This is a genomic window from Spirillospora sp. NPDC000708 (assembly GCF_040299565.1).
GTDB lineage: Bacteria > Actinomycetota > Actinomycetes > Streptosporangiales > Streptosporangiaceae > Spirillospora.
Genome location: NZ_JBEPCJ010000021.1, coordinates 57,069 through 77,511 on the forward strand (window position 1 = coordinate 57,069; position 20,443 = coordinate 77,511).

17 protein-coding genes and 2 tRNA genes are annotated in these 20,443 nt (G+C 70.6%); 13 read left to right on the forward strand and 6 right to left on the reverse strand.

Annotated features, from left to right (window positions below):
* The first annotated feature begins 663 nt into the window (after positions 1-663).
* Positions 664-999 (forward strand): divalent-cation tolerance protein CutA, encoded by a 336-nt coding sequence (cutA, locus tag ABT299_RS17455; RefSeq protein WP_500251395.1) that lies wholly within the window; start codon positions 664-666, stop codon positions 997-999.
* On the opposite strand, the gene ABT299_RS17460 is transcribed toward cutA, so the two are convergent.
* Positions 962-2,299, reverse strand: a complete 1,338-nt coding sequence (locus tag ABT299_RS17460; protein WP_500251396.1) for an NsdA family TPR-like regulatory protein — start codon at positions 2,297-2,299, stop codon at positions 962-964. The genes cutA and ABT299_RS17460 overlap by 38 nt on opposite strands.
* A 170-nt stretch (positions 2,300-2,469) precedes the next feature.
* Here ABT299_RS17460 and ABT299_RS17465 point away from each other — a divergent pair, with 170 nt between their 5' ends.
* The 5 genes from ABT299_RS17465 (at position 2,470) to ABT299_RS17485 (ending at position 6,648) form a co-directional block, all read left to right on the forward strand.
* Positions 2,470-2,910, forward strand: a complete 441-nt coding sequence (locus ABT299_RS17465; RefSeq protein WP_500251397.1) for an ATP-binding protein — start codon at positions 2,470-2,472, stop codon at positions 2,908-2,910.
* Positions 2,911-3,401: 491 nt separating this feature from the next.
* Entirely contained in the window at positions 3,402-4,154 is a 753-nt protein-coding gene (locus ABT299_RS17470) for a hypothetical protein (RefSeq protein ID WP_500251398.1), read from the forward strand.
* Complete coding sequence (locus ABT299_RS17475) at positions 4,144-5,100, forward strand: aminoglycoside phosphotransferase family protein (protein ID WP_500251399.1); 957 nt, start codon at positions 4,144-4,146, stop codon at positions 5,098-5,100. Before ABT299_RS17470 ends, ABT299_RS17475 begins: the two co-directional genes overlap by 11 nt.
* Positions 5,085-5,546: a hypothetical protein gene (locus ABT299_RS17480; RefSeq protein WP_500251400.1), complete on the forward strand. Its 462-nt coding sequence runs from the start codon at positions 5,085-5,087 to the stop codon at positions 5,544-5,546. The genes ABT299_RS17475 and ABT299_RS17480 overlap by 16 nt, the downstream gene beginning before the upstream one ends.
* Positions 5,547-6,417: 871 nt before the next feature.
* Positions 6,418-6,648, forward strand: coding sequence for a hypothetical protein (locus tag ABT299_RS17485; protein WP_131756720.1), 231 nt, complete (start codon positions 6,418-6,420; stop codon positions 6,646-6,648).
* Between the two features lie 52 nt (positions 6,649-6,700).
* Here the strand turns inward: ABT299_RS17485 and ABT299_RS17490 are convergent, their stop codons facing one another.
* From ABT299_RS17490 to ABT299_RS17500, 3 genes are all read right to left on the reverse strand, one after another.
* Positions 6,701-7,645 carry a tyrosine-type recombinase/integrase gene (locus ABT299_RS17490; protein ID WP_500251401.1) on the reverse strand — a complete coding sequence of 315 codons (945 nt, stop codon included), beginning with the start codon at positions 7,643-7,645 and terminating at the stop codon, positions 6,701-6,703.
* Between the two features lie 87 nt (positions 7,646-7,732).
* A tRNA-Phe gene (locus ABT299_RS17495) sits at positions 7,733-7,806 on the reverse strand.
* Positions 7,807-7,826: 20 nt separating this feature from the next.
* Positions 7,827-7,904, reverse strand: a tRNA-Asp gene (locus ABT299_RS17500).
* Positions 7,905-8,166: 262 nt separating this feature from the next.
* Here ABT299_RS17500 and ABT299_RS17505 point away from each other — a divergent pair.
* The 3 genes from ABT299_RS17505 (at position 8,167) to ABT299_RS17515 (ending at position 12,462) form a co-directional block, all read left to right on the forward strand.
* Complete coding sequence (locus tag ABT299_RS17505) at positions 8,167-9,588, forward strand: amino acid permease (RefSeq protein ID WP_206700278.1); 1,422 nt, start codon at positions 8,167-8,169, stop codon at positions 9,586-9,588.
* A 38-nt stretch (positions 9,589-9,626) separates the two neighbouring features.
* Entirely contained in the window at positions 9,627-11,357 is a 1,731-nt protein-coding gene (locus ABT299_RS17510) for an adenylate/guanylate cyclase domain-containing protein (protein ID WP_500251402.1), read from the forward strand.
* 157 nt (positions 11,358-11,514) lie between these two features.
* Entirely contained in the window at positions 11,515-12,462 is a 948-nt protein-coding gene (locus ABT299_RS17515; protein ID WP_500251403.1) for a glycerophosphodiester phosphodiesterase, read from the forward strand.
* A 13-nt stretch (positions 12,463-12,475) separates the two neighbouring features.
* Here the strand turns inward: ABT299_RS17515 and ABT299_RS17520 are convergent, their stop codons facing one another.
* Positions 12,476-13,366: a LysR family transcriptional regulator gene (locus ABT299_RS17520; RefSeq protein ID WP_500251404.1), complete on the reverse strand. Its 891-nt coding sequence runs from the start codon at positions 13,364-13,366 to the stop codon at positions 12,476-12,478.
* Between the two features lie 71 nt (positions 13,367-13,437).
* Here ABT299_RS17520 and ABT299_RS17525 point away from each other — a divergent pair, with 71 nt between their 5' ends.
* The gene (locus ABT299_RS17525) at positions 13,438-15,000 is read left to right on the forward strand and encodes an MFS transporter (RefSeq protein ID WP_500251405.1); all 1,563 of its coding nucleotides are present in this window, start codon (positions 13,438-13,440) and stop codon (positions 14,998-15,000) included.
* 165 nt (positions 15,001-15,165) lie between these two features.
* A complete protein-coding gene (locus ABT299_RS17530) occupies positions 15,166-16,473 on the forward strand; it encodes a sensor histidine kinase (RefSeq protein ID WP_500251406.1) in 1,308 nt (435 codons plus the stop codon).
* Positions 16,474-16,582: 109 nt separating this feature from the next.
* Here the strand turns inward: ABT299_RS17530 and ABT299_RS17535 are convergent, their stop codons facing one another.
* Positions 16,583-18,016: a cyclic nucleotide-binding domain-containing protein gene (locus ABT299_RS17535; protein ID WP_500251407.1), complete on the reverse strand. Its 1,434-nt coding sequence runs from the start codon at positions 18,014-18,016 to the stop codon at positions 16,583-16,585.
* A gap of 890 nt (positions 18,017-18,906) precedes the next feature.
* Between ABT299_RS17535 and ABT299_RS17540 the strand changes: the two genes are divergently transcribed.
* Both ABT299_RS17540 and ABT299_RS17545 read left to right on the forward strand, forming a co-directional pair.
* A complete protein-coding gene (locus ABT299_RS17540; protein WP_190866028.1) occupies positions 18,907-19,779 on the forward strand; it encodes a helix-turn-helix domain-containing protein in 873 nt (290 codons plus the stop codon).
* Between the two features lie 263 nt (positions 19,780-20,042).
* Positions 20,043-20,255 carry a DUF397 domain-containing protein gene (locus ABT299_RS17545; RefSeq protein WP_190866030.1) on the forward strand — a complete coding sequence of 71 codons (213 nt, stop codon included), beginning with the start codon at positions 20,043-20,045 and terminating at the stop codon, positions 20,253-20,255.
* Positions 20,256-20,443: the final 188 nt, after the last annotated feature.

The window sequence follows — 20,443 nt, forward strand, 5'->3', positions numbered from 1 at the left end:
ACTTTTAGTATCTAGGCACATAGAGCGCTCGCCGCGAACGGTCACTTGAGCGATGAGGAGTCGGACCACGCGGCGGGACCGGCCCGAAGAGGCCGCATGCCCGCACCGTGGTCCGGCTTGGCGACGCGTAGCGGCGCCCTTGAAGACTAGAAAAAGTTCTCATCCAGCACGGGGACTGCCTGGATGACCTGCGGCTATGGATGAGCTTGGTGAGGGGGCGGCGCGTTCGCTTGGGCTGACGGTTGCCCTAGGGGATCGTCGATGGTGAGGTGTGCGGCCTTGGACGGGTCGTCGGTGTTGAGGCCAGCGGTGTAAATGTCCCGGTGGGCGAGTTTCCTTGGGACGGTAATGGTCAGTGTGGCGGTCGAGTGGGGTGCCGTGCGACGAGATCAGTAGGTGCTCGGCCAGGCGGCGGGCGAAGGCGTCCTTGTCCCGGAAAGCCCCGGCCGGACAGGTTGGACAGGAAGCGGGCGAGCTCTGTCTTGCCGGATCCCGCGTAGCCGCCGATCATGCTCACCTCGGACGAGCTTCCGGGCGTTGTGGGCCTCCGGCTCGACTGCCGATGGCAGAGGGGGTGAGCTTCGTTGAGGCGTCGCCGTGATAGCGGCGGCGGGATGCCGGCGCGCGGTGTGGTGGTGGGGGATTGGTGGTTAGGGTCCGGGTATGGCGCAGAACCTTGAAGTGCATGTGACGACGGGCAGTCGTGAGGAAGCGGAGAAGGTTGTGCAGGCGGCGGTCGAGGGGCGGCTGGCGGCGTGTGCGCAGATCAGCGGGCCGGTGACGTCGGCCTACTGGTGGCAGGGGAAGTTGGAGAGGGATGAGGAGTACTCGGTCGTGATGAAGACGACCGAGGAGCGGCTCGACGAGCTGGTGGCCAGGGTGAAGGCTGCGCACTCGTACGACACTCCGGAGATCGTGGCGGTGCCGATCGTTGGAGGGCTTGGGGACTATCTGACATGGATCAGAGAAGAGACGGCGACGCCGTCTTCGGACGTGTAGCGGCGTACTCGGTACGGAACTGATCGGCTGCCGGGACGCGAGAGCCGGCGAACTCGTCCACGACCTGGTCGAGGCGGTCCCAGCCGAGCGGGGCGGCCATGGCGGTGGTCGCTTCGAGGGATGAGCGGGCGTAGCGGACGGCCTCGGTGACGTCGCCGAGGCGGTAGTGGGCCAGTGCCATGTCGGCTTGGACGACGCACAGCTTCTTGATCTCTGTGGACGGGCCGACAGAGGCTGCGACCTGTTGGCTTGCTCCCATCGCGCGGTCTTCCTGGGCGATGCGTGAGTAGACCGAGAGCGTCATGGAGGCGAAGCGGGTCGGGTCGACGAAGCACGTCCAGGGGCGGGCGTTGATGTCGGCGGTGGTATAGACGTCTTCGGCTTCGCGGATGGCTTCCAGGGCTGCTCGGTGGTCGCCGATGAGGGCGGATTCCTCGGCTTTGCGGGCGAGGAGCCAGGCGCGGGTGGCGGGATCGGCGTCGCCCAGGCGCCGGAGGGCGTTGGTGGCGAGGGTGACGGCTGCGTTGTGGTTTCCGCCGGTCATGTAGGTCTGGTAGCCGCTCATGCAGGCGGCGGTGGCGACGTCGCCGGTCTGCTTGGCGGCGACTCCCGCGAGGCGGGCTTGCCGTTCGGCGCGCTGGCGGTCGCCGAGTTCCCATGCGAACCAGGCGGCGAGTACTGCTGATTCGCCGGCGGTGACGGCAAGACGGTGGCGTAGGTCTTCGGATCGGATGGTTTCGAGAAGTGAGCTGATCTCGCCGATGTGGGTCAGCAGGGCGGGGTAGAGCTTGCGTGCCGGCCAGTGTTCTTCGAGGCGGTGGAAGCCCCTGGTGCGGTCTTCGAGGTGCTTGACGGTCTCGTCGTCGGGACGGTTCCGGCCGGTGAGCGCTCTCAGCAGGCGCTCGGCTGGTTCGAGTGCGGAGGGTCCTGCCGCGGTGACGGCGGCGAGTTGGAGCAGGGTTCTGCGGTCCACGCGCTGGTTGAGCCTTCCTACTGTCCAGGCGAGTACGAGTGGGTCGATGTGGTCTTCGGACGCGGGGACGGTCGGTGAGGCGAACAGGTCGGTGTGGCGGGCGAAGAGGCGTCGGTACAGCTCGGCGTAGACGGGGCCGACCGGCTCGCCGCGCTGGTGGGCGCGGATCCGGCGGGCCATCGAGTCGAGACCCGGAAGCTGGGCGCGTTCCTTGGGGGAGGCGAGGTCTCGCATCTCTTTCGCGAGGTGGTTCTGAGACCAGATCTTTCGTTCCAGGAGTAAGCGGATCTTGTCGGCCAGTTCCATTCGACCTTCATCATCGCGCATCGGTTCGACTCCGTCCGAACGCCTCAACTGGGCGGCATCCGCTCACGTCCGCCGGCGACCGCCCACGTCATTCAGTCTTCCCTAGCAACTGCGCCTTGTGCAGTGGTTTCTTGCTGTCACGTAACCAAACCGGACGCCCAATGCGCAACGACGCGTGACAAGGACAGGCGATGACGACCGTGACAGCGACGAGACCGCCCTATCTGGAGCTGGCCCTCACCGTGGACCGCTCTGAGGTCAGTCGATCCAGACGGGCTGTCGCGAGAGCGCTGCACGATCTCGGGCATACGAGCTTGGTCGACGACGCGTGCGTCATCGTGAGCGAGCTGGTCACCAACGCGATCCTGGAGACCGAAAAGCGCCTAACATTCGTTGCGCGCGATTTTCTGACGTCCAGTCGCATCAAGCTCAAACTCTACGCCGACAGTGGTCGAATCCTCCTTGAGGTGTGGGACGCACTGCCGAACGAGGTTCCGCGCCCCCGGCTGCCGGATATCGGCGAGGAAGGCGGTCGGGGCCTGAACATCGTGGCGCAGTTGTCCGCGAAATGGGGCTATGGCTCCGTATGTGGCTGGAAATGCGTCTGGGCTCTGCTGGAGGCCGCACCATGATGAGCGACGGTGAACCGCGGCTCGGTCTCAGCGAGGCTTGGTCTCTGATGGGAGAGCTGTCCCTGGAGCCGGCCGTTCCGTGCGGGAGCCGGCCGGACGCCCCGTAGCAAGCACCTCTCTTCTGCGCTGCCTACCGGCGAGCGGCGGTGCAGAGGGAGGCCCTCCGGACGGCGATTGGCACGCGGTGCGCTGCCTTGTCGCCGTCCGGAGGCTCGAATCCCCTCCGGACGGGGTTTCCAGCCCCCGAGGAATCGCCCCGTCCGGAGGCCCACTCCCCGGCCCACGCGGCATGCCCCGTAGCACCTGGGCTCCGCCGTGCAGAAAGGAAGGTGGTTCTTCGGTCGCAGGGGCCTACGCCCACTGATTGCTGATGCGGAGCAGTGCCCCGCCGAACGGCGGCCCGGATGGCGGGGGGCATCGACAGCAGGCTCCCAGGACACCCGGGCCGCAGTTCGCTCGCCATCAGTGCCGCAAGACTCAAAGGAGAAGTCGTGAGCACCATGCTGGCCCAACCCGTCCCGATCATCGACGTCACGATGCCCGAGCCGTTCCACTCCGGCTGGAACAAGATCGACGGCGTCACGGTGGACGGCACCCGCCTCACCATCAACCCGGCGGCCTACTTCTTCCGGTACGAGAACCCCACCTGGCTCGTCTGCGACTGGGTCGGCATCGAGACCGAGCTGCTCCCGGCGGTCGAGACGTCCGACGCGACCATCGAGCAGATCGCCCTCGAGTACGTCAAGGCCCACGGCAGGATCACCGACGACCCGGCCGAGGTCCTGCGGGTGGCGTGGAAGGTCAACGCCTGGCAGTTCCGCGACGCACACCTGAACGACCGAGGCCTGGCGGCGCTCGGCGTCCGCAGCGAGCACCTACGGATGCTGCGCGAGTGCTGCACGCTCATGGCCCTCAACCGGGTCGAGAAGGACGGCACGATCACCAACGTCGGGCCGGCGTGGATGTTCCCCATCGCCTGCAAGGTCGTCTACGAACTGGACCAGGAGGGCGCCCAGCTCCTGGACGAGCTGTACCACGGCACCTGGTTCGACGAGGCCCGGCGCGTCGAGGCCGTCAAGGCCAACGCCGCACTGGGCGGCAAGCTCGTGCACGGGTGCCAGTCCCAGGCGGACATGCGCGGCGGGTGCGTCGTGCCGTTTGGCGCGGACCTCGCCGAGTTCCACCGCGAGCTGGCACAGTTCGGGGATGACTGGATCGAGCGGGTGGAGTCGTGTGGCCGGTGACGACTACGGGCCCGAGGGGGCGGACACGCTGTCCGCCCCCTCGGGGGTCCTGCACGCACTGATCACGTCGGCGGGTTTGGTGACTCGTCCGGTCAGCCGGGAGCCGCTCCACATCTGGGACATGTCGGCAGTCGAGCGGGTTCGCCTTGCGGACGGTGGCTCGGTCATCTGCAAGACGGCGCGTGAGCCGTTCACCCAGGAGGCTGAGGTACTGCGGTACGCGAAGGTCCACGGCGTGCCTGTGCCTGCGGTGCTCGCCGCGACCCGTACCGAGGACGGTCATCTCGCCATGCTGCTGGAAGACCTGGGACCGGCGCCGGACGAGGACGCTCCGATGAGCGTCGGAGCGGAGGCGGCCGTCCAGGTGCACCGCTGTCCGCCAATGGTCGGCCTCGCTGCCCTCGATGCTGCCGCTCTGGCTGCTCTGCCGAGCCGTGCTCATCGCTGGCTGGAAATGCTGCGCTCGGCTGGACGATGGACGAACACCGCCGAGATCCGAGAACTTCTGGAGCGACTCGACGCCGTCAGCAAACGCCGTGCACAGGGTGTGGATATCCCGCCGTACGGGCTGTGTCACAGCGAGTTCCACCCCACATCCCTGCACGTCGGCGCAACCGGTGTGAAGATCCTCGACTGGGCGAGAGCCTTCAACGGGCCTGGCCTGCTGGACCTGGCGTCCTGGGAGGACACTCCGAAACCGCTCGACACCGAAGCCGTGGCCCGAATGATTCGCGCCTACATCGCGGCGGGCGGAAGCGAGCATGCTGCCTCAGAGCGCGGGGGATTGCCCGCTGAGGAGTGGGCCGGTGGCTGGCACCGTGTATGGATCTGCGAGTGGTACCTCCAGCAATGCGTCCGCTGGATGCCCGATCCTGCAAACGACGCGGCGACTCAGCGCACGGTCTTGAGGCACCTGACGGAGGCAGCGCGATGCCTGACGCAGTGAGCAACGTCCATCCGTCCACACGACTCGCTCTCCCCGAGGGAGGCGCCGCGGACATCGACCTGAAGATGGTTCCGCTCGTCCAGGCGCTCTGGGCGATGGGACTGCGCACGGTCGGGTGCTGCCAGGACCTCGGCGAGTCCACGGCTCTCAGCGGTGACGGTGCCGGACGCGAACGCTTCGGCCAGTACTACCGAGGCCAGGCCTGGCTGAAGATGCCCGTCGAAGACGGCCGAATCATGCTCGCGCGCCTCGCCGAGCACCCCCGGTTTCGTGATCGCTTCAACCGCTGGACCCGTCCGGACGCCTGGGAGAGCTACGTGTACCTGCTCGCGGACGACAATGGCGTCCAACTCTCCGCCTGGGCCCAGATCCACTTTCCCAACGACCAGCTCGACGAGGCGACCACCATCCTCGCCAACCTCCTGCGAACAGGCGACGCGATCTAAGCCAGCCCTCCAACTTGGAGGTCCGCCGTCACGCCACCTGGCCTTCATGAAGAGGCCAGAGAGCTCGGATCGGCCGGAAGGCCGTCAGTGATGGAGCCGCGCCCGGTTCCATCGCATAAGACGTGCGTTATCCATTTCTTGCCCCGCCTGGGGTTGGCGGTGCTGCCTGCACGACTGTAGGGGGCACCTGATGCCCGCCCGCCGCAGGCTGCGCGGGGCAAGATATGGATTTCGTGCCTTTAAAGCGCACCGAGCGTGGTGCTCTGCCGTGAGGCCGGGGGATCGGGCGCGATCCCGGATGCGATGCTGTCCGCAGGCAGGTCGGCTGACCTCGGATTCTGGCGACAGGACGGGACGCAGAACCGCCATCCCTCCAGAGCAAGCGTGAGCAGGGGCCGAGATGGGAACTGAGACTCCCTCAGCGGGACAACGCTGATAACGCTCCGTCAGGAGCGCGGAGGGAGCGGGAGCCCTCCCCCGCCGCTTCGTCCGGGGGCCGGACGGCTGCCGCTCGCGCGGACGGCGTCGGCCGAAGCGTGGACGGCGTCGGCCGAACTGCGGACGGCTCGTCCGCCGTGCGGCGGACGAGCGGACGGGGTCAGGCCGACTCGCGGACGACCGCCAGCCGCGGGGCAGATAAGGCGAACAATGAGATAACGGGAACGTCGGATATGCACGTCAGGTGAGTGCAACACGCTTGCTTATGCGGACGTTGACCGTCGCTGTTGTGCAATGCATCGTCGGGTAGTCGCCTTAAGGCAATGGCGCCTAAACGCCGCGAAGCCACACGACGGCAGCCAGGCGACCGACCGAAGCGTCAGCGGCAGAAGGGAGACAGCTCTGCTCATACACAACGCTGGACAGGGGGACTGTGGCGGGGATCGACAAGCGGATCGCTGTGCTGGTGTCCTGGAGCAAGACTGGGGATCGGAAGCAGCGTACGAAGCCGGGGCGGGACGCGTTCCTGGCGCGGTTCGAGCGAGAGGTTGACCCGGAGGGCGTGCTTCCGGTGGAGGAGCGACGGCGGCGGGCCGAGTTGGCCAAGCGGGCCTACATGCTGCGGCTGGCCAAGCGGTCGGCGCAGGTGAGGAAGAAGGGCTGACCTACAGCGAAGCCCCGGCGCGCGCCGCGCCGGGGCTTCGTCGTGCCGTTGGTCAGTCCTCCATGATGCGGTCGTAGGTGCGGCGGGCTCGGGTGCTGGCGGCGCTGCGGCCGTAGCGGCGGAGCATCTGGGGTGATGACCAGCCGTTGAGTTCCATGAGGTCGCCTTCGGCGCCGCCCTTGTCGAGCCAGGTGTGGGAGAAGTGGTGGCGGAACTTGTGCGGGTGGACGGCGACGCCGCATTCCTCGCCGCGGCGGACGACCATCTGGTAGATGCCGTTGGCCGTCATGGGTGGACGGTTGTTGGTGCCCAGCCACAGGTGCCGGCTGGAGGCGTAGGTGTGCTTGGCGCGCACCCGGATGTAGCGGTCGATGGCTCGGGCGGACGGGTGCCCGAAGCGGACGATGCGCTGCTTGTTGCCCTTACCGGTGACGAGGAGTTCGCGGCGCATCAGGTCCAGGTCGCTGCGGTCGGGGTCGTCGGCGTCGTAGATGATGCCGGCGAGTTCGGACAGCCGCAGGCCGGTCGCCTTGAACAGCGACAGGATGGCGAAGTCGCGGCGCTGGGTGAAGGCCTTTCCTTCGCAGTGCTTGAGGAGCTTGGTGAGTTCGTCGTCGGTGAAGACCGGGACGACCTTTTCACCGACGGCGGGTGGGCGGAGCTTCGCCATGGGGTTGGGCAGTTCTTCGTCGGTGGACCACCACTTGAAGAACTGCTGCAGCGCCCGGTACTGGTTGTTGGCGTAGCTGTCGGAGTAGGTGTTGAGCAGCCACACTGTCCAGGCGCGGACGTCGTCGGCGGTGACGTCGTCCCAGTCGGTGTGGTCGGTGTTGCGTCGAAGATGCTCGGCCGCGAACCACTGCGCCGCTTCGGCGTAGGTGCGGACGGTCTTCGGGGACTTCCCCTCGGCGTTGAGATGCAGGGTGAACGAGTTGATCGCGGGCTGGAAGGCGCCTGCTCGGAGGTCCTTCGGACGCCGCGTACGCGCGGTACCCATTGGAGTGAGAGTTTTCCTCTGTTCAAGCGGTGTACACCGGAAGTGATCAATCCGTTACCGATGTTTCCGCTGGTCAGAGGACCAGGGTGGGCAGGGGCGGGGTCGAACCGCCGACCTTCCGCTTTTCAGGCGGACGCTCGTACCGACTGAGCTACCTGCCCAGGACGCGCGTCGGCGCGTCTGGCGGTCCTGACGGGATTTGAACCCGCGGCCTCCACCTTGACAGGGTGGCGAGCACTCCTAGCTGCTCCACAGGACCTTGCTTGCCTCGAGCTTAGCGGCTTCGGGGCGGTGGCCCGACCGGCTGGGCTGCCGGTCTTTGGCGACGTCCGAGAGCATACGCGATGCCCGAGGACGGCGCCAACTCGTTAACGGCGGCGAGTGAGGCGGGCGGGATGGGGGAGGACGGGGGGACACGGAGCGTATGGGGTGTGTTTCGCTTTCGGGGGTCCGGTTCCTAGTCTGACCGGGCCAGAGCCGTCCCCTGAGGGGCGGCCGTCGACGTGAGAGGCAAGGAACGCGTGGTCGCAAAGCTCCCAGACCAAGCGGACGGCTATCAGCGCGGGCTCGGAACCCGCCAGATCCAGATGCTGGCCATCGGCGGCACCATCGGCACGGGGCTGTTCCTCGGCGCCGGGGAGAACATCGCCAAGGCCGGCCCGAGCCTCGTGCTGACCTATGCCGTCGCGGGACTGATGCTGTTCTTCGTCATGAGGGCGCTCGGTGAGCTGCTCACCTACCGGCACGCGGAGGGGGGTTTCGCCGGGTACGCCCGTGAGTTCCTGGGCCCGTTCTGGGGGTACGCCACGACGTGGACGTACTGGATCATCTGGGTGACGACCGGGATGGCCGAGCTGACGGCCGCCGGGAAGTACGTCCAGAAGTGGTTCCCGGGGGTCGAGCAGTGGCAGACGGCGCTGGTGGCGCTGGTCGTGCTGTTCGTGGTCAACCTGATCTCCGTGAAGCTCTTCGGCGAGCTGGAGTTCTGGTTCGCGATGATCAAGGTCGCGGCGATCGTGATGATGATCCTGGTGGGGATCGGGGTGCTGGCCTTCGGGTTCAGCGACGCGGGGAGGTCGGCGAGCGTCGCGAACCTGTGGGACCACGGCGGGTTCTTCCCCGAGGGGATCAGCCCGACGCTGATGACGCTGCAGATGGTGATGTTCGCCTACCTGGGCGTCGAGCTGGTCGGGGTGACGGCGAGCGAGGCGAAGGACCCGGAGAAGAACATCCCGCGGGCGATCAACGCGCTGCCGGTCCGGTTCGCGCTGTTCTACCTGCTGTCGCTGCTGGTGATCATGGCGGTGGTGCCGTGGACGGCGTTCAAGGGCGGCGCGAGCCCGTTCGTGCTGGCGTTCGACAAGATCGGCATTCCGGGCGGCGCGGACATCGTCAACTTCGTGGTGCTGACGGCGGCGCTGTCGTCGTGCAACGCGGGCGGCCTGTACTCGACGTCGCGGATGCTGCGGACGGCCGGGGTCAACGGGGACGGGCCGCAGGCGCTGGCGAGGCTGAACGGGCGGGGCGTGCCGGTGCTCACCGTCGTCATCTCGGCGCTCGTCATGGGCGTCGGCGTGGTGATCAACGCGGTCGTGCCGGACAAGGCGTTCGAGTACATCACCTCGGTGTCGACGGGTGGCGCGATCCTGGTGTGGAGCGTCATCCTGGTGGCGCACATGGCGTACCGGCGGAAGGCGGCGGCCGGGCTGCTGCCGAGGGCGCCGTACCGGATGCCGTGGGCGCCGTACACCAACTGGCTGGTGCTGGCCTTCTTCGCGTTCGTCACGGTGACGATCGCGTGGGAGGCGGACACCCGGGTCGCGCTGTACGTGATGGCGGGGTGGCTCGTGCTCGTCCTCGCGGGGTGGCCGCTGGTGTGGCGGAGCTCGCAGCGGCGGGCGCCGGCGGACGTCGCGATCGCGGAGGAGAGCACCACCGCCTAGTGCGATGATTTCCGTGGGACCCCGGGACGGAGGCGCAGGTGTCCAGGACGGTGGCGCGCGGACTTCTCCCCGGGGTGCCCCGGACGAGGCTCGAGGTGCGGGTCCGGTGGGTGCTCGCGGTCGTGGTGGTGGTCGCGAACATCGTCGGCGGCCTGGTGGTGCTGCTGTTCGCGACGTTCGTGGTGCCGGACCCGCCGCTGCGCGATCCGGAGCACGTGCACCTGGTGAACGCGATCGCGTTCTTCGGCTATCCGGTGGTGGCGGGCCCGGTCGCGCTGCTGGCGGGGCTGTGGCTGTGGCGTCCGGTGGTGAGCCTGGTGCGGGGCGGCCATATGCCCGACCAGGCGGAGGGGCGGGCCGTCCTGCTGGGGCCGCTCCGGCTGACGTTCCTGGTCGGCGCGCTGTGGGGGGTCGGCGCGGCGGGCTGGGCGGCGCTGGACGTGGTGCTGTTCACCGGCCGGCTGGCGGTGAAGACGGGCCTGACGTGCCTGCTCGGCGCGGCGACGACCTGCACGATCGTGTACCTGCTGTCGGAGCGGCTGCTGCGTCCGGCGGCGGCGCTGGTGCTGGCGGCGGAGCGGCCGCGCAGGTTCCGGCTGCCGGGGGTGACGACGCGGGTGATGCTCGCGTGGGCGCTCGGGACGGCGATCCCGGTGTTCGGGCTGATCTGCGTGGCGGTGGCGGCGCTGGCGGCGCCGGACATCGACGTCACCCAGCTCGCGATCACGATCCTCGGGCTGGGCGGGGTGGCGATCGCGGTCGGCATGTACGTGACGTACATGGCGACGCGGGCGATCGCGGACCCGATCAAGTCCGTCCGGACGGGGATGGCGCAGGTGGAGCGGGGCGACCTCGGCGCCGAGGTGGCGGTGTACGACGCGAGCGAGGTCGGGCAGCTGCAGGCGGGCTTCAACCACATGGTGGCGGGGTTACGGGAGAACGAGCGGCTGCGGGACCTGTTCGGCCGGCACGTCGGCGAGGAGGTCGCGGGGCTGGCGCTGGAGCGCGGCGACATCGAGCTGGGCGGTGAGACGCGCGAGGTGGCGGTGCTGTTCGTCGACCTGACGGGGTCGACGCGGCTCGCGGACACGCGCGGCCCGGACGAGGTGGTGGGGCTGCTGAACCGGTTCTTCGGCGTGGTGGTGGCGGTGGTGGCGCGGCACGGCGGGTGGATCAACAAGTTCGAGGGGGACGCGGCGCTGGCGATCTTCGGGGCGCCGACGGAGCTGGAGGACTCGGCGGGCGGGGCGCTCGGCGCGGCGCGGGAGCTGGCGGTGCGGCTGCGCGCGGAGGTGCCGACGCTGGACGCGGGGATCGGCGTGTCGGCGGGCCCGGTGGTGGCCGGCTACATCGGGGCCGAGCAGCGGTTCGAGTACACGGTGATCGGCGACCCGGTGAACGAGGCGGCGCGGCTGAGCGACCTGGCGAAGACGTCGCCGGGGCGGGTGCTGGCGTCCGGGACGGTGGTGGAGCTGGCGCACCTGGCGGAGTCGGACGAGTGGGAGTTCGGCAGGTCGGTGACGCTGCGGGGGCGGAGCCGCCCGACCCGGCTGGGCGCGCCGAGGCCGCCGAGGGCGCCGGTGGTGCCGGAGCCGGCGCCGGCGCCGGACGCGGAGGAGCCGCGGCGCGTCCGGTTCCCGCGCCCGCTGCGCCCGTTCCGGCGCGGGGGGCGGGTGCTGCTGGGGGCGCTGGTGCTGGCGAAGGCGGCGAAGAGCGCGAGGTCGGGCGGGGCGGGGCCGCGAGAGGAACCGCCGCAAGGCGACGCGTGAGTCGATCTGGGGAAATGGCCGTGTCCGGCTCGTATCGCACGCTCCGGTTGCGTAATGTCACCCTGTGTACATGGTCTGCTACTGACTCGTAACCCGGGTGTCATCGGCCGGATCGATGGTCGAGGGCAGGCAACCCCCGGCTCCCCGAGAGGTGACAATGTCCCGTCGGCATGGTCTCGCGTTCACGGTCGTCCTGACCGCGGCCGTGAGCACCGGTTCCGCGACGGCGGCCGCCGCCGAACCGACTCCCCTCCTCCCGCCCCGTACCGCCCTCGCTCCCGTGCCCGTCGTCCCGGTCGTCCCGATGGCCCGGGGGGAGGCGGCGGCGCACAGGGTCCTCGACGTGGGGCACCGCGGCGCGTCCGAGTACGCGCCGGAGAACACCATCGCGTCGTTCAAGCAGGCGAGGGCCCGGCACGCGGACATGTTCGAGCTCGACGTCCAGCAGACGAAGGACCACAAGCTGGTCATCATGCACGACTCCACGCTGGCGAGGACGACCGACGTGGAGCACGTCTACCCGAAGCTGAAGCCCTGGAAGGTCTCGCAGCTCACGCTCAAGCAGATCAAGAAGCTGGACGCGGGGTCGTGGTACGCCAAGAAGTACAAGGGCGAGCGCGTCCCGACGCTGGACGAGGTGCTGGGCGCGATGGGCGGCACCGGCGCCGGCATGCTGCTGGAGCTGAAGAGTCCCGCGCTGTACCCGGGGATCGAGGGGCGGGTCGCCGCGGCGCTCAAGCGGCACCGGCCGTACTGGCTCGGGGCGAAGGGCGCGCCCGCGCAGAGCCGGCTGGTGGTGCAGTCGTTCGACTGGCCGTCGGTCAAGCGGTTCCACAAGGACCTGCCCGGCGTCCCGACGGCCCTGCTCGGCATGCCGAAGGCGAAGGACCTGAAGAAGGTCGCCGCGTACGCGGACCTCGTCAACCCGTCCTACGGCGAACTGACGAAGTCCTACGTCAAGCAGGTGCACGCCGCGCACCTGCGGCTGCTCACCTGGACCGTCAACAGCAAGACGAAGATGGCCAAGGCGGTCGATCTCGGGGTGGACGGCGTCGTCACCAACAAGCCGGACGTCCTGCACACCGTCCTCAAGGCGAGCGCCTAAGACGGCACCGCTTTCAAGAGAGGGAGGGCAGCGCGGCTCGGGCGCGTGCGATCAGCGCCCGCGCCGCCGGGCCGCGCGGCCCCTCCGCCCGCCACGCCAGCGCGATCCGGCCGCGCAGCCGGGGCCGGACGATCGGCATCGACGCCAGCTCGTCCGCCCGGATCGCGGTGGCGGACTCCGGCAGGACCGCCACCCCCAGCCCGTGCGCGGCGAGCTGGGCGAGGACGGGCGGCTCGCCGGCCTCGAACGCGATCCGCGGGCGCAGGCCGGCGGCCGCGCACGCCTCGTCCAGGACGGCGCGCAGCCCGGTGCCCTTCGGCAGGCTGACGAGGTCCTGCTCGGCGAGCGTGCGCAGCGTGATCGACGAGCGCCCGGCCAGCGGGTGGTCGCGGGACATCGAGGCGAACAGGTCCTGCTCGATGACGGGCTGGACGGCGATCCCGGGCGGCGGCTCGGCGCCGAGGCTGAGGAACGCGAGGTCGGTGCGCCCGGCGAGCAGCGCCTCGGCGAGCGACGCCGACTCGTCCTGGACGACGGTGATCTCCACGTTGGGATGGTCGCGGTGGAACCCGGCGAGCAGGCCGGGCAGGTCGAGGGAGGCGATCCAGTCGATGGTGCCGATGGTGACGTGCCCGCGCAGCAGGCCGGTCAGCTCGTCCACCGACAGCCTCGCGCCCTCGACGGCGGCGAGCGCGGCCCGCGCGTAGGGCAGGACGGCGGCGCCGACCTCGGTCAGCCGGACGGTCCGCCCGGAGCGGTCGAGCAGCGGCTGCCCGAGCTCGCGTTCGAGCTGCCGGATCTGCGCGCTGACGCCGGGCTGCGCGACGTGCAGCTTCGCGGCCGCCTTGGTGAAGCTCGCCTCCTCGGTGACCGCCACGAAGTACTCCAGCTGGCGAAGCTCCATAACCGGGGATGCTAACAGCGAGACCATCCAGCTCTTGGACTTCTGGCCGACTCGGGACGCACGCTGATGGCATGCGCGCAGAATCTCCCGTTTCGGCGGAGGCGTCCGCGCCGGCGGCACCGGCGGACGCGTGGGGCACGCTCGCGGTCGCGGCCGTCGGGCTGTTCCTCGCCGTCGTGTCCACCACGGTCGTCAGCGTCGCGCTCCCGACGATCGGGCGCGACCTGCACGCGGGGCCCGCGGCGCTGCAGTGGGTCGTGGACGCCTACGTGCTGGTCTACGCGAGCCTCCTCGTCGCGGGCGGCACGCTCGGCGACCGCCTCGGCCGCAAGGGCCTGTTCATGGCCGGGACGGCGGTGTTCGGCACGGGCTCTCTGGTCACCGGCCTCGCCCCGGCCACCGGCCCGCTCCTCGCCGGGCGCGTCCTGCAGGGCCTCGGCCCCGCGCTCCTGGTGCCGGGCAGCCTGACGCTGGTCAGGACGGTGTTCGAGGACGGCCGGCGCCGCGCGATGGCGATCGGGCTGTGGTCCACCGCGTCCGGGCTCGCGCTGGCGGTCGGGCCGCCGCTCGGCGGGGTGATCGTCGCCGGGCTCGGCTGGCGGTGGGTGTTCCTGCTGAACGTGCCGCTCGCCGCCGTGCTGGTCGCCGCCGCCGGACGGTTCGTCCCGCGCGTCCCCCGGCCGGACGCGGCGCGCGGGCCGTTCGACTGGCCGGGCGCCGTGCTGACCACCGCCGGGGTGGCGCTGCCGGCGTTCGCGGCCATCCAGGGGCAGGACGAGGGCTGGACGTCGGCGCCCGTCCTGCTCGCCTTCGCCGGCGGGGCCGCCGCGCTCGCCGGTTTCGCCTGGTGGGAGCGGCGCGCCCCGCAGCCCTTGGTGGACGTGACGCTGTTCCTGCGGCCCCGGTTCGCCGCCGCGAACCTGGTGGCGCTCGTGGTGTTCTTCGCGTTCGTCGGCGCGATCGTCTACTTCAGCGCGTTCTTCCAGCAGGTCCAGGGCCGCTCGCCGGTCGGCGCGGGGCTGGAGGTGTCGGCGATCGGCGTCGCCTACGCGGTGGCCGCGACGCTGTCGGGGCGGCTCGTCCACCGGGTGGGGGAGCGGGCGCCGCTAGTCGCGGGCCTGCTGGTCGGCGGCGGCGCGACGCTCGGCCTGCTGCGCCTCGCGCCGGGCACCGGGACGGGCGCCGTCTGGTGGGACTTCGCGCTGCTCGGCGCGGGGATCGGGCTGTGCGGGACGCCGGTCACCACGATCGCGATGTCGGCGGTGGACGCGTCGCGGGCCGGGATGGCGTCGGCGGTGACGAACGCGCTGCGGCAGGTGGGGCAGGTGTTCGGCGTCGCGGTGCTCGGCGCCCTGGTCTACGCGGGCCTGCCGGGCGGCGGCGCGCCGGGGCGGCTGGACCCGGGGGAGGCGGCGGCGTTCGTCCGGGGGCTGCACCACGCGCTGTGGACGTCGGCGGCGGCGCTGCTGGCGGTGGCGGCCGTGGCGGCGGTCCTGTGCGCCCGCGACCGCCCGGCCCGTGATCGACCGGCCCGCGACCGCCCGGCCCATGATCGGACGGCCCGCGACCGGCCGGCTGATGATCGGCCCGCCGCCGCGCCGGGCAGCCGCGAACGATCTCGCCGCGGCAGGTGAGAACATCATCCTCGCAGGTCAGCGGCTGGTCATGGGCAACCATTTCTTTTGTCTCTCTTGGGTGCCGGGCGCCCGGCGCGAGGACTGAATCCGGTCCAGCGGGTGATTACCTCACCTGCGGGAGGTCGGGTGTACGGACGGCGCACATGGTCCATACGGGTGCGGATGACCGTGATTGCCGCGACGGTCGCCGCCCTGATCTGCGCCGTGCTCATCGCCATGATCGTCGTCGGGGTGCGCGGCCGCGCCACCGAGTACAAGCGCAACCAGGCCCTCTCCGCCGCGATGAGGGTCGCCGAGGAGTTCCGCCGGCGGCCGGTGCACGGCCAGGTCGGCGCGCCGCACGGCATCGCCGTCCAGGTGCTGGACGCGCGGAACGGCGTGGTCGCCGGGACCCCGGGCGTGCTGACCGGGCCGCCGATGGCCACGTTCCGGCCGGGCGCCGCGACCGGCTTCAAGGACGCCCAGGTGCTCTGCCCGCCGGCCGGCCTGCGCGGCTGCCACTGGGTGATCGACTTCTCCGTCCGGCTGCCGTCCGGGGAGTGGCAGGTCTACGCCGCCGCGCCGAACGTGCCCTGGTTCGTCAGCGGCGGGCTGATCACCTTCGTGATCAGCGTGGGCCTGCTGCTGGTGCTGCTGGTCGCGCTCCGCACGTGGCGGACCGTCGACCGCACCCTCGCGCCCGTCGACGGGATCCGCCGCGAGCTGACCGAGATCACCGCGAGCAAGTCGGGCCGGCGGGTCACCGTGCCGGAGAACCGGGACGAGATCCGGCGGCTCGCCGAGGCCGTCAACGCGACCCTCGACCGGCTGGACGCGGCGCTCGCCAAGCAGCGCGGCTTCACCTCCGACGCCTCGCACGACCTGCGCAGCCCGATCGCCGCCGCGCGCACACAGCTGGAGGAGGCGCTGCTGTACGCCGACGACACCGACTGGCCGCGCACCGCCCGAGCCGTCCTGCAGACCCTGGACCGGCTGCAGGCCATCGTCACCGACCTGCTGCAGCTCGCCCGGCTGGACGCGGGCGCCTGGCAGGACACCGAGACGATCGACCTCGCCGCCATGGTCACCATCGAGCTGGCCCGCTCGGACCGCAGCAAGCGGATCGTCCCGCACCTCCAGGAGGGCGTGCAGCTGCGCGGCGACCGGCTGCGGCTGGTCCGGCTGTTCACGAACCTGCTGGACAACGCCGAGCGGCACGCCGAGTCGCAGGTGGACGTCACCGTCCGCGACGAGGACGGCGTCGCCGTCCTGGAGGTGCTGGACGACGGCGCCGGCATCGCCGAGGAGGAGCGCGAGGTCGTCTTCCAGCGGTTCGCGCGGCTCAAGGCCGGCAAGGCCCGCGACGCCAACGGCACCGGCCTCGGCCTCCCGATCGCCCGCGAGGTCGCCAAGGCGCACGGCGGCACGCTGAAGGTCGAGGACAGCGACCGCGGCGCCCGCTTCGTCCTGCGCATCCCGCGCGAGCCCTGACCGACCGCCCGAGCCCGATCGGCCGCGCGGCCCCGGTCGGTCGTGCGAGCCCGATCGGCGGCGTGGGCGCCGATCAGGGGGCGGTTCCCGGCGGCCGCGCGGTGGCCGGTCAGTCGCGGGGACCGCCCTCCGCGACCCGGATCCAGCCCTTGAGCCGCGACTCCTTCACCCGGCACGTGAACGGCGCGTAGCGCGCGGCGTCGTGGCCGGGCGCGTGCGCGAGCACCGTCTCGTACACGAACGCGGACGCGACGAAGGCGAGGTCGGCGCGGGTCTCGGCGAGGCGCTGGCGGAGCGGGCGGGCGTCCAGCAGCCGGGCCGCGTGGATCACCGACGAGCCGGACACGCCCTGCGGGTCGGCGGTCACCGGCCCGACGTGCAGCGCCACCCGCAGCTGGATGCGGACGCCCTCCGGCGCGGTCCGGTTGTGGCGGCGCAGCGACGCGGCGAGCCGCGCGACGACCGGCTCGACGGCGGCGGCCGGAGTCTCGGGCGGGACGATGATCAGGGCGCCGTCGCCGCGGTCCTCGCGGTGGCACTCGTCCCAGGGGACGTCGGAGTCCGCGAACGCCTCCCACAGCAGCTCGTACATGATCCGGCGCACCTCAAGCCGGTCCATGTCGGTGCGGTACGGCGCGCTGAAGGACGCTATGTCGACGAACATGATGGAGCACATGTGGCCCGTCCACGGCCGTCGCGCTGGAGGCTCCTTCAGGGCGGTGGCGTACGCGCCTACAGGGACGGACATGGGCTGCGTCGGCTGTGAGTAGGAAGGGACCACGCGCAGCGCGGGCTCCGGCGCGCGCGCAGCAGACGTGCCGTTCGCGCCGTACTCCCCGTACGCGGCGTACGGGGACAGGACGCCGTCGTCGTCGTACGGGGTGATGGCGGCGTAGGCGCTCGTCCCGGTGTACGGGTCGAGGGCCGTCGCGGCGGTGCGGGCCTGCCCCTGCGGCGGGAACACGCGCTCGGTGAGCCGGTCGTACACCTCCTTCTCCACCAGGGCGACCACCCGCGTGTGCGCGGTCAGGTAGGCCGCGAACTCCTGGGTGGTCATCCGCAGGGCGCGGACGGTGTCGACCGCGACGACGGTCGCCGACCGGCGCCGCAGCAGCAGCGCGGCGCGCTCGCCGATGATGTCGCCGGGGCCGCGGAACGCGACGATCCGCTCGCCGCCGTCCCGGTCGACGCAGATGCGGACCGCGCCGGAGCGGATCACGAGGAGGTGGTCGGCGGCGTCGCCCTCGCGCCACAGCACCTCGCCGATCGGATACTCGGTGTCGTGCGCGGCCGCGAGGAACGCGGCCTGCTCCAGCGGCGCGAGCGAGGCCCAGAACCCCGGCCGCGCGGGAGGCCGCGGGCCGCCCCGCTCGGGGCGGGGCGTCCCGTCGGCCGCGGACCGTGCCACGGAGCCCGCCGTGCCGCCCGCGGCGGCGTGGGACACGACGGGCCGGGTGGCTCCGCCCGCCGCTGTGCGGAGGGCGGCGCCGGCCGTGGAGAACGCGGCGGCGTCGGGGTCGTGCACGTGCGTGCGCTCGTCCATCACCACCCCCGCCTCGGGACGGCCCGGCCGGCGGCGGCCGGGCGCGGGCTCCAGGACGGAAGGGGCGGGACGTGCGGGGAGGAGTGCCGGTGAATGAGGAGAAAGACAAAGGTCGGGGGACGGTTCTGTATTTCTGACATGTCGATGAACCCCATGCCTCGAATCGCGTCTCCGGGCAACGCCGTGCCATTGCGTCCTCAGTGCCGGGGGCGGCGGGAGAGGACGGGCCGATGCCGAAGTCGCGTTCACCTATGGCCCATGCCGCGTGATCGCGGTTAGACTGGGGGCGTCCGCAGAGCACGTTTCACCAGGTCAGTACGGTGTTCCCGCATCTGCGCAGGAGGGCCCGCAGACCCGGTGCGAGGTGCCCGGCGGTGCCGAGGAGTCGCCTCCCGCCTTTTCGGCCGATCGTCTTGGCTCGCAACCGGTGATCGTCCGAAGGCGGGGGCGACTCTTTCTGTTCTTATGGAATTACCGAAAAAGCGCCGTTCCGTGGATCGCCTCCCCGTGCTCCCCGTCCGGCGGCGCTGCCCGAGCCGCCGGGTCGTGCGGTTCCGTTCTCGCTCCCGTCCACCGGGCGGCCGCGGAGGCCCCCGCCGCGTCTTCACCCTGTGTCAGGATCGTGTCTGTTATGAGGTAGCGAGCCGCCCTCTTGCGGGAAGGTTGCTGCTATTCTGCTACCTAGCACATTACAACATAGTCTACCGACATACAGCACGCCGAAACCTGCTGATCGTCCGAAGATTCCGGGTCGCCGTGGACATCGGGCCTTGACACCCCCGCTCGACCGGTGAGTCAGGTGTCGGAGTGTTGGCATGCGTCCTGACATCTTGCTCTCTGCCAGGTAGCATGCGGTGAGGTGGCGACAACTACGCAGAGTGAGCCGTCATATGACCAGTGATCAGGGGCCCATCGTCCAGAGCGCGCTGCTGCGCACCGAGCTCGTCCGCCTCCGCAAGGAGAAGGGGCTGACGCAGGAGCAGGTGGTCCGGCAGCTCGAATGGTCCCCGTCCAAGCTCATCCGGGTCGAGGGCGGCAAGAACGCCATCACCCGGACCGACCTGCAGGCCCTCCTCAACGTCTACGAGGTGACCTCGGAGGGGCGCCAGGAGCGGCTGCAGGCGCTGGCGCGCGGCGCCCGCGAGCCGGCCTGGTGGAACGCCTACCGGGGCGAGTTCGACCCGAACTTCCTCAACTACGTGGGGTACGCCGCCGGCGCCGCCTACATCCGGCACTTCCACGGCTCGGTGATCCCCGGGCTCCTGCAGACCCGCGAGTACGCGGAGGTCCTCGCGACCGCCAAGGTGTCCCCGCAGGCGCGGGCGATGGGCGTGAAGCTGCGCATGCAGCGCAAGGAGGAGCTGGCCAAGCGCGAGCACCCGCCGCGCCAGCTCTACATCGTCGACGAGGCGGTCATCCGCCGCCATGTCGGGATCAAGGCCGACCCCGGGATCATGCCCGCCCAGCTGCGCGCCATCGCGGACCAGGCCGAGTCCGACGACCTGCTGACCGTCCGGATCATCCCGTTCAGCGCGGGGGCGCACCTCGGCCTCGAAGGGCCGTTCACCCTGCTGGAGTTCGACGGCGACCTCGATGACGTGCTGTTCCTCGAGGGCCGGTCCGGCAGCAGCGCGATGATCACCGGCGAGGACGACCGGATCACCGAGTACCGCGACACCTTCGAGCTGCTGCTGGACGACGCGCTCTCCGCCGAGGAGTCCATCGCGCTGCTCCGCCGGACCGCCGAGGACCTGATGGCCTGACGCCCCTTTCCCGTGGAGCGAATCGACCGCGACGGGAGGTGACGCCCTTCCGGCCCCAACCCCGGCCCGAGTGGCCCGCATAGCACGCAGCGTGATCTTGTGTTCCCTTGTAGGCGGGATAACTGGAACCGTTTACACTCGTGATCGGGAAAATTTCCACAAGGTCGTGGTTCGCTGTGCCCTGCTTGGCTTCTCGCCGACGGGTGCCCCCGGCCCGATCGGTCGCGAGGCGGTACCGCCGGCACCGAATGGAGGGTTGCTGGATGGTCTATCGGTCGGCTCCGGGGGCCGCGCTGAACTGGCGCAAGGGCAGCAGAAGCGGCGACAAGAACGACTGCGTGGAGGTCGCGGCGGCGGGCCCGGCGGTGCTGATCCGCGACTCCCGCGACCTCGCCGCCGGCACGCTCGCGCTCGACGCCGCGCAGTGGCGGACGCTCCTGCGTTCCGTCCGGAACGGAGATCTGGACGGCCGCTGAGTCACGCGACTCATTCCGACCACCGCTCGCAACAATTGTCGTCCGCCACAATCGCGGACGCCGTTTACGGGCGGATTCCGACAACGCCGCGAAACGGCTCCGGGGACCGGCCGCCGGGACGGCCGGGACCGTGTCCCGGAGCCGTGCCCCTTGATCGTGCCGGAGCCGTGCCGGTTCCGTCGCGGTGC